The organism is Thiomicrorhabdus immobilis, assembly GCF_021654855.1.
GTDB classification, from domain to species: Bacteria; Pseudomonadota; Gammaproteobacteria; order Thiomicrospirales; family Thiomicrospiraceae; genus Thiomicrorhabdus; species Thiomicrorhabdus immobilis.
Genome location: NZ_AP024202.1, coordinates 1,081,571 through 1,094,351, shown reverse-complemented (window position 1 = coordinate 1,094,351; position 12,781 = coordinate 1,081,571). Strand labels below are relative to the sequence as shown.

Sequence of the window (12,781 nt, the reverse complement as noted above, 5' to 3'; positions counted from 1 at the left end):
CATGTCCAAATACAATCGAGAATTTAAACTGGCGATTGCTAAGCAATGCCTTTCTCATGAATCCAGTCTGTCCATTTCCAAGCGACTCGGTATTCCAGATCGCTATATCCGTTACTGGACACAAGTCTATCGTTTCCATGGTCAAAATGCGTTTATCAAACGTAACACACCATACTCTTTTGAAGACAAATATCGTATCCTAAAACACATGCGTGAAAATCACTGGTCTATTAGTTATACCAGTATTGTCTATAACATGAGTTCTGCGGGTACGATTTCTACTTGGCTCACTCAATTCGAACGGTTCGGCCTTTCAGGCTTACAACCTAAAAAGCAGGGTAGAAAAATGAAAAAAAACCAAAAGCAAGAAACCATTAAACCAACCGAACAAATGAGCCTAGAAGAGTTACGAGAAGAACTCGAATACCGTCGAGCGGAGAATGCCTATTTAAAAAAGCTCGATGCCCTGCTTCAGGAAAAAGAACGCCAAAGCAAGAAAAAGCAGGGCTCATAGATAAGCTTAGAAAGTTCTATCCACTTAAACATCTTCTCAAGGCCGCAGGGCTTGCACGAAGTGTGTTTTATTACCATCAGGCGCGCAGTGCGCTGCCTGATCGTTATGCGGACGTTAAAAGAGCGATTCAACAACTCTTTAATGAACATAAAGGTCGTTATGGGTATCGACGCATGACCTATGCGTTAAGACGCTTAGGTCACTTTTTAAACAAGAAGGCCGTTCAACGTTTAATGCAAGAACTGAACTTGAAGTCATTCGTCAGGCCAAAGCGTTACCGATCCTATAGAGGTCAAGTAGGCCGAATTGCCGAGAATGTGCTTCAAAGAAACTTCCATGTTGATGCACCGGATAAAAAATGGGTCACCGATGTCACGGAGTTTAAAGTCGGAGAACAGCGAGTTTACTTATCCCCGGTGATTGACCTGTTTAACCAAGAAGTGATTAGTTATCGAGTGGCTAAGAGTGCACGGCTACCACTGGTGACCGACATGCTTAAAGAAGCAATCAATAAGTTAACAGGCAAAGTCAAACCCATATTCCACAGTGATCAAGGCTGGCAGTATCAGCATAGTGATGTACAGAAGCTACTGAAAGAAAATGGATTAACTCAGAGTATGTCAAGAAAAGGGAACTGCTTAGATAATGCAGTTGCTGAGAACTTTTTTGGGATTTTAAAAACAGAGATGTACCATCGCAAGAAATTCAATAGTGCTGAGCATCTGATGGAAGAGATTAAAGATTATATTGAGTATTACAATACAAAACGAATCAAGGTGAAACTAAAAGGCCTGACTCCGATAGAATATCGAAATCAGGCCTTAAGTGCCGCTTAACTAAAATGTCCAACTTTTTGGGGTCACTTCAAACTAATTATAGGTTAACGGCTTTTTTATTTTGCTAAACATCAAATAGCTTATTGAAAACCAAAACAGCCATCACTCATGTTTTAAGTTCATCACCTCTAATGCTTTAACCACTTTAGCATTCACACTATTTTTTGTAAAAGTCCCTTTCTTAGTCAGCTTACCAGCCTTGATACCGGTAAATAGAGCCAGCGCATCGTCAATATGACTCATGGTATAAATGTGGAACTGACCTTGTTCCACCGCTTTACGGACTTCCACATTCAGCATTAAATGGCTGGCATTCGCCTGCGGAATAATCACACCTTGTGTACCCGTTAGACCGCGAGCATGACAAATCTTATAGAAACCTTCAATTTTTTCATTTACACCGCCGATGGGTTGGATTTCCCCGAACTGATTGATTGATCCAGTGATAGCCAAATCTTGACGCATCGGTAATTGTGCAATAGATGAAATCAACGCCAACAACTCAGCCGATGAAGCGGAATCCCCTTCAACGCCATTATAAGACTGCTCCATAACAATCGAACCACTAAAACCTAAAGCTCGCTGCTTCATGTAACGGCCACGTAAGTAACCCGACAAGATCAACATACCTTTCGAATGAATTGGTCCAGCCATCTCGACTTCACGTTCAATATCAACCACCCCTTCATCACCGGCAGAAGCTTGCGCTGTTATACGCACCGGCTGACCAAATGATTGGCGTCCTACGGTTAAAACCGTTAGACCATTGACCATGCCGACATGCTGACCCTCCGTCAAAATCAGAACCTGCTGTTCAGTAATGGCTCGGTGGTAATACTCTTCCATCGAACCGGTATGAAACTCTCGCTGTTGAATGGTATCTTCAATCGTCTGACGACTCACGAAATCTTCACCGTTCGCTCGGGCAAACGCATTCGCTTCCGCCAAAACATCACGTAAAATGGCTTTGTTACTGTATAAACGATTCTCGTCCTCAGCCATACGTGATGCATACTCAATCAAACGCTCAAAGGCCGAAGTCTTTACCGGTAAATCATCCCAGCCTTCAATTTCAGAGGCCAGTTGTTTAGCCAAGGTAATCTCATGCTCAGGGGTTCTTGAAAGCTCCACTTCAAACTCAACCTGGACTTTAAATAGACGGCTGAACTGGGCATCTATCTCCTGCAAAGCATAAAAATGGGCGGCTTGACCAACCAGTACCAAGGTTAAACTCAGCGGAAAATCAGGCAGATGGTAAGGCGCGACACTACTCGAAGATGGCACCTCAAAGCTCAATTTCTTACTCATTAAGGCAGCTTTTAAACTCGACCAAATTTCAGGATCTTTCAAAATAGACTGAATATTCAAAATCAGATAACCGCCATTGGCTTTTTGCAACAAGCCCGCTTGATGACTCATTGCCAAGCTGACAGTGTCCGTTGCGGTCGCTGCCGCTGAATTAATGGTATAACCAAACAACTTCGGCATAGTGGCGTTTTGTTCATAGATGATCGGTGCATGTTTCAAATCACGGTGATCGACTAATAAATTAACCTCGAAAATAGACAAGCCTTGTTGTTCAGACAGCAACTCATCCATACTGGATTGGTTATTGGCAGTAACCTGGTCGGCATTTTGATCCCAAAACAAGTGTAACTTAGACACGATGCTGTTCTGTAACGCATCTAAATAAGCCACAATTTCTGGAGTCTTTGCAAACTCCATCTTCAAGGTTTTAATCAATGGATCCAAATGCTCATTCGCCACATCCGTGTTCAGGCGCTTACCCGCATCCATATATTCATGCTGTAAGAATGGAAAGTGAGTCAAACCTTTATTTAAGGCCTCTTCAACCTTGTCAAACGCTTCTAAAAAATGTCTTTGAGTTGTTTCATCAAAATTTTTAAGCTCTGCCGCACGGTAGTTCTTGTCATCAATGATCGCCGACAAGACAAAGTTATTCTCTGTTTGGTTAATCGCGATACTCAATTCTTCAGCTAATTCAAAAGCCGGCTCTAAAACAGCCTCTTGCTTCTCATTCAGCTCATTTTCCAATAACTGACTTCTTAACTGATAAGCGTGGCCATCAAACAGAACCGGCAATTGAGTTTTCAATTGAGTCACAAAACTCTCAACCGCTGTCTTAAATTCAATCCCCACACCCGCTTCAAAATAGAGGTATTGCGTCTTGCTTGATTCACTAAAATCTGAAACCAGCACCACATCATCCGGTATTGGCTTTTGCTGTGCCGATTGGCTCAACATCGCCTTGGTCATACCAATTCGGCCAATCCCCGGTTCCCCCATAATAAAGATATGGTTATGGTTACGCTTCATATGCAAACCGAAGTTTAAAGACTGATAAGCGCGGGGGTGAAAGTGTTGCATGAAATCGAGGATTTCTGCATCCTTACCTTTTGTATTCAAAGGATTAAAGTCCGATTGAGATAGGTCTGTAAAACGATAGAGTTGCTGTGCGGTTAATTTTTGCATAGGTGTGTTTTTTCTTCTTGTTATTTGCCTCGTGTAAAAGGCTATTTTGACACGTTAAATATTGAATACACTATAACAAAAAAGCCCGCAACTCGGTGCGGGCTTTTTATCGGAATTATGCATGTCTGCTATTAATAATCTTCACGCGGTGGATTTGCATGAATGCGGTGGATAGCTAAATCCGCACCTTGATACTGCTCATCTTCACTCATACGAATGGTCGAAATCGTATTCACGATCAGGTAAACCGCATAACCGCCCACAAAGGCGATGCCAACACCGATACCAATCCCAACCAACTGAGAGGCTAATGAAACACCACCAAGCCCACCTAATGATTCAGAACCGAAGATACCCGCGGCGATACCACCCCACACACCAACTAAACCGTGTAAAGGCCAAACCCCTAAAACATCATCCACTCTTAAAGTTTTTTGAGTCCAGGTAAAGGCTTTGACAAATAAAGCCCCTGCCACCAAACCGATAACCAAGGCTCCTAACGGGCTAACCACATCAGAACCAGCACAAATTGCCACCAGGCCTGCTAAAGGTCCGTTATGCACAAACCCCGGGTCTTTATCCCCAACAAACGTCGCCGCTAAAATCCCGCCAACCATAGCCATTAAAGAGTTCATGGCCACTAAACCTTGAATCCCTTCAATCGCTTGCGCTGACATCACGTTAAAACCAAACCAACCGACGGTTAAGATCCATGCACCTAAAGCCAAGAATGGAATGCTTGATGGCGGATGTGACTGACGAATAGTACCCTGCTTGTCATAACGATTATGACGCGCACCTAAAACCAATATCGCCGCTAAAGCAATCCAGCCACCCACACCATGAACCACAATCGAGCCTGCAAAATCGTGAAAACCAGCACCAAAACTCTCTTCCAACCAGGTCTGTATGCCAAAATTACTGTTCCAAGCAATCCCCTCAAAAAGAGGATAAACAAAAGCCACAATTAAAAAGGTGGAGAGAAGGACAGGATAGAAACGTGCACGCTCAGCAATACCACCTGAAACGATGGCAGGAATCGCAGCGGCAAAAGTCATCAAAAAGAAAAACTTAACCAATTCATAGCCCGATTTTTCAGTCATCGCTTGGGTTAGTTGGCCATCGATGTTAAATCCGAGGAACACACCGTAAGCCACCCCATAACCTATAAAGAAATACGCTACGGTTGACACACCTAAATCACTCATGATTTTAACTAGAGCGTTTACCTGGTTTTTATGTTGTACGGTCCCTACCTCTAAAAATGCAAAACCGGCATGCATAAACAGCACTAAAATCGCACCTAAAAGAATAAACAACACATCCAAACTTGTTGTTAACTGTTCCATCTTGCTCCTCTTTAAGCTACAAGCTTTAATATCTTCGGCTTTAATCTAATTAACAAGCAGGGTAAGCTACCCTAAAAGTCCGATTATGTTTATCGCCTCAAGAACTTATCAGTATTGATTTGGTCATCGAAACGCGACCTATTATCTTAGAGCAAGCTTATCTCACCCATAAGCGAAAAATTGTACCAAAATTCGTAATATGAATATAGAAAAAAATATTAATACAACACCGTTAACGCCTTTATATTCAAGGCTATTTGAGCAATATAACGTAGAGGTCTGGATGAAGCGGGACGATTTGAACCATCCCCTCGTTCAAGGTAATAAATGGCATAAATTAAAATACAATTTACAACAGGCCGCTAAACTCAACCGAGACACCTTACTGACTTTTGGTGGGGCTTTTTCCAATCATATCGCCGCAACAGCTGCTGCGGCCAAAGCCTCTGGTTTTAAAAGCATTGGTATCATCAGAGGCCAAGAGCTAGCCCACAAGCCTGAGACCTGGAGCCACACACTGAAATTGGCCAGCGCCAATGGCATGCAATTCCAGTTCGTAGATAGACAAACCTATCGCCAAAAGCAAGACCAACGGTTTTTAACCGCTTGTGAAAACCAGTTTCCATCCGCCTATATCATCCCTGAAGGAGGGAGTAACCAATATGCCGTCTTGGGTTTTGATGACTTAACTTCTGAAATCAATCGACAATGTCCGAACTGGACACATCTTTTCACCGCAACCGGCACTGGCGGAACCTTAGCGGGATTGGTCCATTGCAACGAAAATGCAGTTTTGGAAAACACCCAAATCGAGCGAAAAATCCTAGGTGTTGCCGTGCTCAAAAAGGCTAACTATTTACGAACAGAAATTGAAGATTTAATAAATTCAGTCCGCCAAAATCACACCGATTCTAAGGATAAAAAAGTAAATAAAAATTCCATCAAATGGCAATTACTCACACAATATCATGACGGGGGTTATGCTAAAAACTCCATTGAGGGGACTGAGTTTCAGGAAAAATTTGAAACAGAATTTGAAATCCTATTGGATCCGATCTACACCTCAAAAATGGTTTACGCATTTTATCAAGAGCTCAAATCGGGGAAAATCCCTAAAGGCTCAAAAATAATTTTACTCCATACAGGAGGCCTTCAAGGAAGAACGTAAAACCTATAAAACGAATTAACAAAACCATTCATCATATTGATTTAAAACATATTAAGACAAAATGAAAACTATCTTAATATACCAAAAACAACTTAAAGCTATTTATATATAAAATAAGCCAACTTCATTTTATTCTATAATTTTCAACATCAAACCAATCGCATTTTTATCGGTAAAATTAATCCTCTTTTTTAACCTTTAGTCATAAGTTTTTTTTGTTATGATTCATTTATAAAATTGAATCGATTTATCACTCCAAAATATAAATTAATTCTATAATAGACAAAATATTACTAATGGAATCATCACTATGAACATTACCATTTTAGGCACAGGCTTTGCGGCGTTAACCGCTATAAAACAAACACGTAAAGCGGCACCCAATGCAAACATTACGGTTATTGCTCCAAATGAATCTTTTGTGTACTACCCTAGTCTAATCTGGGTACCGTCAGGTATCCGCAAAGGTGATGATTTGCGCATTAATCTTCATAACTTCTTCAACAGACAAAAGGTGCAATTCATTCAAGCGTCTGTTGAAAACGTGACCAATGGTGGGCGCACAGTGATCACCTCTGATGGAGAGTACCAAAACGATGGTTTAATTATCGCAACGGGTGGACGTTTCATTAAAAAACTGCCTGGAATTGAACACGCCATTACGCCTTGTGAAGGAATCGATGCCGCAAACAAAATCAAAGATCGCCTTGATGGTATGAGTGGAGGAACCATTGCCATCGGTTTTGGCGGAAATCCTAATGAGCCTTCTGCAATGCGTGGAGGCCCAATGTTTGAATTCCTATTTGGTATCGATACCTTATTACGTCGCCAAGGCCGCAGAGATAAATTCAAAATCGTATTCTTCAACCCTGCACCTGAACCAGGAAAACGTCTTGGGCCTAAAGTTCCTGGCAACTTAGTGAAAATGATGGCTAAAAAAGGCATCGACACCCAACTAGGTCACAAGATGGTTGGCTTTGAAGCCAATAAAGTCAAAACCGAAGGGGGTGAATTTGATGCCGATTTAATTCTATTCATGCCAGGGATGACGGGGCCAGCTTGGCTAGCAAACTCAGAATTGCCAAAATCAGCGGGTGGCATGATTGTGGCCAATATGTTTGCCCAAGTCGAAGGCTATGAGAATGTTTACGTGGCGGGTGATGCGGGAAGTTTCCCAGGCCCGGATTGGCAAGCAAAACAAGCACACGCGGCTGACCTACAAGCGACAGCTGCGGCAAAAAACCTTGTGAAATCATTAAATGGTCAAACAGACCTTGAAGAGTTCAAACATGAGCTGATCTGTATTGTAGATACGCTCTCTCACGGTATTTTAATCAAACGAACGGAGAAAGGTACTACCCTACTGCCTCCTTGCCGTCTATTGCACATGGCTAAACGTGCATTTGAATGGATGTACCTTCGCCAGTACCGCTAAACAAAACTTATAGGCCTGCCCATTAGATCTGAACAGGCCTGCTAACTTTATTGAGACCTTTGTATGAGATGAGTGCAAAGGTCTCTTTGAATCAATCTCACTTTATTGCTAAGGAAAAAACATGCAACAAAAAATCTTTAAAGAAAAATACCCAATTTTCGCGCTAGAGTTCAGCAAAGAAGAATCTAAATTCGATAGCGTTCCAGCTATCTTAGATTTTTTGCACGCACAAGTTGAAGCGGATCCAAAAGCGGTAAACATCGCCCGTTTTGACCACTTTAGCCACACTAAAAGCATTGGTGGTGAAATTGGAGAAGGGATTGTCGATGCTCAAAACTTAATCCTCTGCTTTGGTTTCCAATTACCATCAGCCGACCCAGTTGCGGTTCGTCCACGCTCAATTGGTGTAACGGATATGGGTGATCGTTTTATCGTTAACTTTATGGAAGCTCCAAATCCTATTGCCAACGATACCATGGAGTCTTGGGTTAAACAGCTTGTTAAATAATTGAACAAAGTCCTGTATAACCACATACTAAGCCTCAAACAAGCTTTTGTTTGAGGCTTTCTAGTTTCACCCAACCAATAAAATTTTAACCAAATCCGCATAAGCATTCAAAACACCGAATATATCCAGTAAACTAAACAGACTCTGTAAATTACATGAGCCCTTATTGGAATTTTTATGTTTACCTACAAATCACATCCGCCATTCAAGACCATCAATAGACTAATGCTTATAATGGTTTTAATGCCTGTTTTAAGCCTATTCGCACCAACGTCCTTTGCCAATGAAACAACAAACAACCAAAATCCAGAACTTAAACTGCATTCAGAGCTGGTCTTAAAAGCCCTACAGTTAGACTTTTATAATATCCGTTGCCGTGGTACAAGTGTGGCCAAAAATTTCAATAAAGTGAATCGCCTGTATATCACCAAATACAGTATTACCGCCAATAACTTCATCAAAGATTTTATTAACCCGGATGTTCGCGCTGAAAAAGAGGCACAAGAAATTGATTTTAAGAAAAACTTAAACAGAATGGGAGGTTGTGCAAAAGCAAAAGACCAAGATTGGATAAAAGAGATTCACGACCAATTCAACGAACTCTATCAACAAGCCGAGCAATCCGCTTGGTATCCTGAAGAAATGTAATCCCTCCTTAGGCATTAACCGATTAGTAAGACTATGACATCCAGAGCAAATTTAATTACCAGACAAGGGCGTGTCGCCTTAGAGAAAGAACTTGATCATCTTTGGCGAGTAGAACGCAGAATCACAACACAAGCGGTGACCGAAGCTGCGGCCCACGGTGATCGTTCTGAAAATGCGGAATATAAAGAAGGTAAACGTCGTTTAAGGGAAATCGATCGTCGAATTCGTTTTCTACGCAAACGTCTCGATGCGGTTCAGGTCGTTGAATATTCCCCCCAACAAGATGGCAAAGTATTTTTTGGCGCTTGGGTTGAGCTTGAGAATGATGATGCATTAGTTGTTCGATATCGAATTGTCGGTGCCGATGAGTTTGATCCTAAAACAAATGCCATTAGTATCAACTCCCCTATGGCACGCGCCTTAATTGGTAAAGAAATCGATGATGAAGTGATTGTGGACACGCCCGAGGGCAAAAAAACCTGGTACATCAATAAGATTCAATATACTCCATTTGAAAATTAACCAAGCTTAAGGACAACCAAGCCTAACTAATCAACCGCCCCTCGATTTTGCAATTGTTCATAAATCGCTTCTGCCATGGCTTGATAGCCTTGCTGATTGAAATGCACATAGTCCGATTTCATTGACGGTCTTTTCATTAGGCTCGCGACAATATCTTCCTCCAAAGGGATTTCAAGTTCGCTGGCCAGTTCCGAGTATAAATCCAATGCACTGCCAAACAATCTCTTCTCTGGCACTCCGACTAGCAATACCGATGCCCCACTCTGCTTGATAAGTTGAATCATCTGCTTCAGGTTTGATTTGATTTTCGACTCCGCCACCTTTTGCAAGACATCGTTACCACCCTCTAATAAAATCACCAATTTAGGCTGATGCTGTTCCAATACCTCAGGCAATCGTTTTAATCCTTGTGTCGTGGTTTCACCGGAAATACCCGCATTGACAACATTCAAACCGGTTAGTTTGGCTAAAATACTGGGGTAACTTTGGCTTTTATCTACCCCATAACCAGCCGTTAAACTATCCCCAAAAGCGATAACCACGTCATCGGAGTGTAAAGCGGGTAGTTGGACTCTACTGCATGAAGATAGCAGCAGCGTACTGATAACGAGACTTAATATAAATCTTACCAGGCCTGGTATAGTATGCGTTTTCACTGAAAATTCCATATTAATGAGCAACGATAATCATGAGTGCAAACCAACCACTGTCAAGATTGATAAAACCTCTAGCTTACACACTATTCGCGATTTCGACCATCGCTTGGGTATTGGTTTTTGTGATTCCATTTTTAGATTTTAGTATTGCCGAAACAGCAGGAATAATTACCGCATTAATTATTGTGGGTGAAGTTTCATTTTATATTGCAATTTTGCTGTTGGGCAAACCTGTATGGAATAAATTCAAACAAAAGCTTGCTGACTACATTAAGCAAAAAAACGATTAAACACCTACAACACCTTCCGTCCTAACCATCTCATATCATTGATTTTTTTTCTAAAGACTTTCTCTTCCCTGCCGTTATCTCTATTTATAAAAGATACAACTAAAAATATAAAAACAGACAAGGGAACCTTCCAACCATACAACATAAACGGATAGGTTCATGAGAATACAAGACCAGAATATACAACTGCAATCGCAACATCAGTTGTTGCAGCAGCGCCAAAGTGAACGTGTGCATGAGACTTTTATCAACGGTCAACTTGCCACACGTGAATCGATGACCTTTTCACATACCCAGCAAAGTACCAAAACACTCACTATTCAACCTAGTGCCTTGGAAAACTACCAACGGCAACTCAGTGCCCTTCACCCTCTATCTTTGCAAAATACACAAGGTTTAAACAATTTACAGCAAGTGGATGGGCCAACGACAGCAAGCCAAACCCAACTGCCCACTAAGTTGCAAGAGATGATTTCCGCTATTGAAGCCATGATGGAGCGATTGACGGGTAAAAAAGTCAAACTACAGGTGTATGGCTATAACACTTCGCCGCAAGAGAGTAACGATACGTCATCTTTTTCTCCACAACAGGCCAAAAACCTTCAGAATCCTCAAGCCTCCATACAAAACGCCACCCCAACCACTGGACAGCGTTGGTTATGGAATCAAATATTCCATGAAGAGGAACACACCCGTTTCCAAGCAACCGGACATGTCACCACAGAGGATGGTCGTGCTATCGATTTCAATTTGACCAGTAGCATGTCTCGCCAGTTTACACAGCAATTCAGCTTGGAAAAACAGCAAGGTGTGATATTCAAGGACCCGTTGGTAATTAACTTTAATGGTCAGCCGGCGACATTGACAGTTGATAAATTCGCATTCGACTTGGATGCCGATGGTCAAAGCGAAAACATCTCCTTCGTTAACAACAACTCGGGTTTTTTGGCCTTTGATAAAAACCAGGATGGCGTAATCAATGATGGAACGGAACTGTTTGGCGCAATGACCGGTAATGGATTTGCTGAGTTAAGTCAGTTTGACGAGGATGCCAACGGTTGGATTGATGAGAACGATACCATTTTCAGCCAATTGCAAGTTTGGCAAAAGACGCCCAACGGCTTGAATCAATTATCGGGGTTGTTGGAGTTGAATATCGGTGCGATTTATCTACAAAACATACCGACCGAATTTGCACTTAACGATTCTAACAAGCAACATGGACAAATCCGAAGTTCAGGCGTTTTTCTGCATGAATCAGGGCAAGTCGGGACAATTCAACAAATTGATTTAGTGGTTTAACGTCAATATTAATTTTTGGGTATTTTAAAGAAAGACATTCTAGGCTTGTTCATTCTTACAGGCCTGGTCAAAGCCTCTTTCAACCTCATAAACTCAATCCCAGCTGTTTACATGCGGCTTGTATAAAAACACTTAAACAACCGACTCTTGATTTAGGTTAATTGCAACCGCAACAATCACTGCGCACCAGCAAAGTCTTGCTATATACTAATCTTATATACCTAAACTCAACCAAGCAGAATTGATTTCTCTAAAGCAACCTTAACAAGTGGTTCTATTATGAAACTGATGCAATCCAATACACCAGATTCAAGCTCCGATAAAACGGTGGTTTTTGAAGTAGAGAACATCACCAAAATTTACCAAATGGGTGAAGTTGAGGTGCATGCATTACGCGGCATCAATCTCAAACTGTATCAAGGTGAGCTCAGTGTTTTATTGGGTGCTTCAGGTAGTGGAAAATCTACCCTGTTGAATATATTGGGTGGTTTAGACACTCCCACGGCCGGCAAGGTGCTTTACCATAACAACAACCCCCAAACCCAAGAACCACAAACGATTGATTTAAGCAGCGCCTCCGAACATGAGTTAACCGAATACCGTCGGTTTAATGTGGGTTTTGTATTTCAATTTTATAATCTCATCCCCAGCTTGACGGCTCGTGAAAATGTGGCTGTGGTCACTGAAATAGCCAAAGCGCCGATGACCCCGGAAGAGGCCTTGCAAATTGTCGGCTTAGGTGAACGCTTGAACCACTTTCCCGCACAGCTTTCTGGTGGTGAACAGCAACGTGTTGCCATTGCCCGTGCCATTGCCAAAAACCCCGATGTTTTACTGTGTGATGAACCAACCGGCGCCTTGGATTCACAAACCGGCATTAAAGTACTCGAAGCATTGCAACGTGTGAACCAAGAGTTAGGGACAACAACCGCCGTGATTACCCATAATGCCGGAATCGCCCAAATGGCGAACCGGGTCATCAGCCTATCTGACGGTCTAATCACCAACATCCACACCAATGAAACGTTGATTTCACCCAAAGACTTAAGTTGGTGATAAG

Annotated in this window: 13 protein-coding genes; 10 read left to right on the top strand and 3 right to left on the bottom strand. The window is 42.0% G+C overall.

The genetic code is table 11. The features are described 5' to 3' along the window. The first annotated feature begins 1 nt into the window (after position 1). Both L6421_RS04875 and L6421_RS04870 read left to right on the top strand, forming a co-directional pair. Entirely contained in the window at positions 2–514 is a 513-nt protein-coding gene (locus L6421_RS04875) for a helix-turn-helix domain-containing protein (protein ID WP_237260710.1), read from the top strand. Next, positions 424–1,350, top strand: a complete 927-nt coding sequence (locus tag L6421_RS04870) for an IS3 family transposase (RefSeq protein ID WP_237264432.1) — start codon at positions 424–426, stop codon at positions 1,348–1,350. Before L6421_RS04875 ends, L6421_RS04870 begins: the two co-directional genes overlap by 91 nt. A 102-nt stretch (positions 1,351–1,452) precedes the next feature. Here the strand turns inward: L6421_RS04870 and L6421_RS04865 are convergent, their stop codons facing one another. Both L6421_RS04865 and L6421_RS04860 read right to left on the bottom strand, forming a co-directional pair. Beyond that, the gene (locus L6421_RS04865; RefSeq protein ID WP_237264146.1) at positions 1,453–3,843 is read right to left on the bottom strand and encodes a Lon protease family protein; all 2,391 of its coding nucleotides are present in this window, start codon (positions 3,841–3,843) and stop codon (positions 1,453–1,455) included. Between the two features lie 131 nt (positions 3,844–3,974). Next, positions 3,975–5,192: an ammonium transporter gene (locus L6421_RS04860; RefSeq protein WP_237264144.1), complete on the bottom strand. Its 1,218-nt coding sequence runs from the start codon at positions 5,190–5,192 to the stop codon at positions 3,975–3,977. Between the two features lie 199 nt (positions 5,193–5,391). Here L6421_RS04860 and L6421_RS04855 point away from each other — a divergent pair, with 199 nt between their 5' ends. The 5 genes from L6421_RS04855 (at position 5,392) to greB (ending at position 9,473) form a co-directional block, all read left to right on the top strand. Continuing rightward, entirely contained in the window at positions 5,392–6,360 is a 969-nt protein-coding gene (locus L6421_RS04855) for a 1-aminocyclopropane-1-carboxylate deaminase/D-cysteine desulfhydrase (RefSeq protein ID WP_237264143.1), read from the top strand. Between the two features lie 310 nt (positions 6,361–6,670). Further along, on the top strand, positions 6,671–7,795 hold the full coding sequence (locus tag L6421_RS04850; RefSeq protein WP_237264141.1) for an NAD(P)/FAD-dependent oxidoreductase: 1,125 nt from the start codon (positions 6,671–6,673) through the stop codon (positions 7,793–7,795). Between the two features lie 121 nt (positions 7,796–7,916). Continuing rightward, positions 7,917–8,303 carry a DUF6858 family protein gene (locus tag L6421_RS04845; protein WP_237264139.1) on the top strand — a complete coding sequence of 129 codons (387 nt, stop codon included), beginning with the start codon at positions 7,917–7,919 and terminating at the stop codon, positions 8,301–8,303. A gap of 177 nt (positions 8,304–8,480) precedes the next feature. Next, complete coding sequence (locus tag L6421_RS04840; RefSeq protein WP_237264137.1) at positions 8,481–8,951, top strand: hypothetical protein; 471 nt, start codon at positions 8,481–8,483, stop codon at positions 8,949–8,951. A 33-nt stretch (positions 8,952–8,984) separates the two neighbouring features. Next, complete coding sequence (gene greB, locus L6421_RS04835; protein ID WP_237264135.1) at positions 8,985–9,473, top strand: transcription elongation factor GreB; 489 nt, start codon at positions 8,985–8,987, stop codon at positions 9,471–9,473. Positions 9,474–9,499: 26 nt separating this feature from the next. Here the strand turns inward: greB and L6421_RS04830 are convergent, their stop codons facing one another. After that, entirely contained in the window at positions 9,500–10,129 is a 630-nt protein-coding gene (locus L6421_RS04830) for an arylesterase (protein WP_237264133.1), read from the bottom strand. 32 nt (positions 10,130–10,161) lie between these two features. On the opposite strand from L6421_RS04830, the gene L6421_RS04825 reads away from it, so the two are divergent. The 3 genes from L6421_RS04825 to L6421_RS04815 all read left to right on the top strand — a co-directional run bounded on the left by L6421_RS04825 (position 10,162) and on the right by L6421_RS04815 (position 12,777). Continuing rightward, a complete protein-coding gene (locus L6421_RS04825; protein WP_237264131.1) occupies positions 10,162–10,419 on the top strand; it encodes a transporter suffix domain-containing protein in 258 nt (85 codons plus the stop codon). Between the two features lie 159 nt (positions 10,420–10,578). Beyond that, positions 10,579–11,721 (top strand): SPM autocatalytic domain-containing protein, encoded by a 1,143-nt coding sequence (locus L6421_RS04820; protein WP_237264129.1) that lies wholly within the window; start codon positions 10,579–10,581, stop codon positions 11,719–11,721. A gap of 279 nt (positions 11,722–12,000) precedes the next feature. Then, positions 12,001–12,777, top strand: coding sequence for an ABC transporter ATP-binding protein (locus L6421_RS04815; protein ID WP_237264128.1), 777 nt, complete (start codon positions 12,001–12,003; stop codon positions 12,775–12,777). Positions 12,778–12,781: the final 4 nt, after the last annotated feature.

What these genes read in the sequence shown, in the direction of transcription:
- L6421_RS04875 (WP_237260710.1), top strand. Translation starts at nt 2, where the DNA reads ATGTCCAAATACAATCGAGAATTTAAACTGGCGATTGCTAAGCAATGC.
- L6421_RS04865 (WP_237264146.1), bottom strand. Translation starts at nt 3,843, where the DNA reads ATGCAAAAATTAACCGCACAGCAACTCTATCGTTTTACAGACCTATCT.
- L6421_RS04860 (WP_237264144.1), bottom strand. Translation starts at nt 5,192, where the DNA reads ATGGAACAGTTAACAACAAGTTTGGATGTGTTGTTTATTCTTTTAGGT.
- L6421_RS04855 (WP_237264143.1), top strand. Translation starts at nt 5,392, where the DNA reads ATGAATATAGAAAAAAATATTAATACAACACCGTTAACGCCTTTATAT.
- L6421_RS04850 (WP_237264141.1), top strand. Translation starts at nt 6,671, where the DNA reads ATGAACATTACCATTTTAGGCACAGGCTTTGCGGCGTTAACCGCTATA.
- L6421_RS04845 (WP_237264139.1), top strand. Translation starts at nt 7,917, where the DNA reads ATGCAACAAAAAATCTTTAAAGAAAAATACCCAATTTTCGCGCTAGAG.
- L6421_RS04840 (WP_237264137.1), top strand. Translation starts at nt 8,481, where the DNA reads ATGTTTACCTACAAATCACATCCGCCATTCAAGACCATCAATAGACTA.
- greB (WP_237264135.1), top strand. Translation starts at nt 8,985, where the DNA reads ATGACATCCAGAGCAAATTTAATTACCAGACAAGGGCGTGTCGCCTTA.
- L6421_RS04825 (WP_237264131.1), top strand. Translation starts at nt 10,162, where the DNA reads ATGAGTGCAAACCAACCACTGTCAAGATTGATAAAACCTCTAGCTTAC.
- L6421_RS04820 (WP_237264129.1), top strand. Translation starts at nt 10,579, where the DNA reads ATGAGAATACAAGACCAGAATATACAACTGCAATCGCAACATCAGTTG.
- L6421_RS04815 (WP_237264128.1), top strand. Translation starts at nt 12,001, where the DNA reads ATGAAACTGATGCAATCCAATACACCAGATTCAAGCTCCGATAAAACG.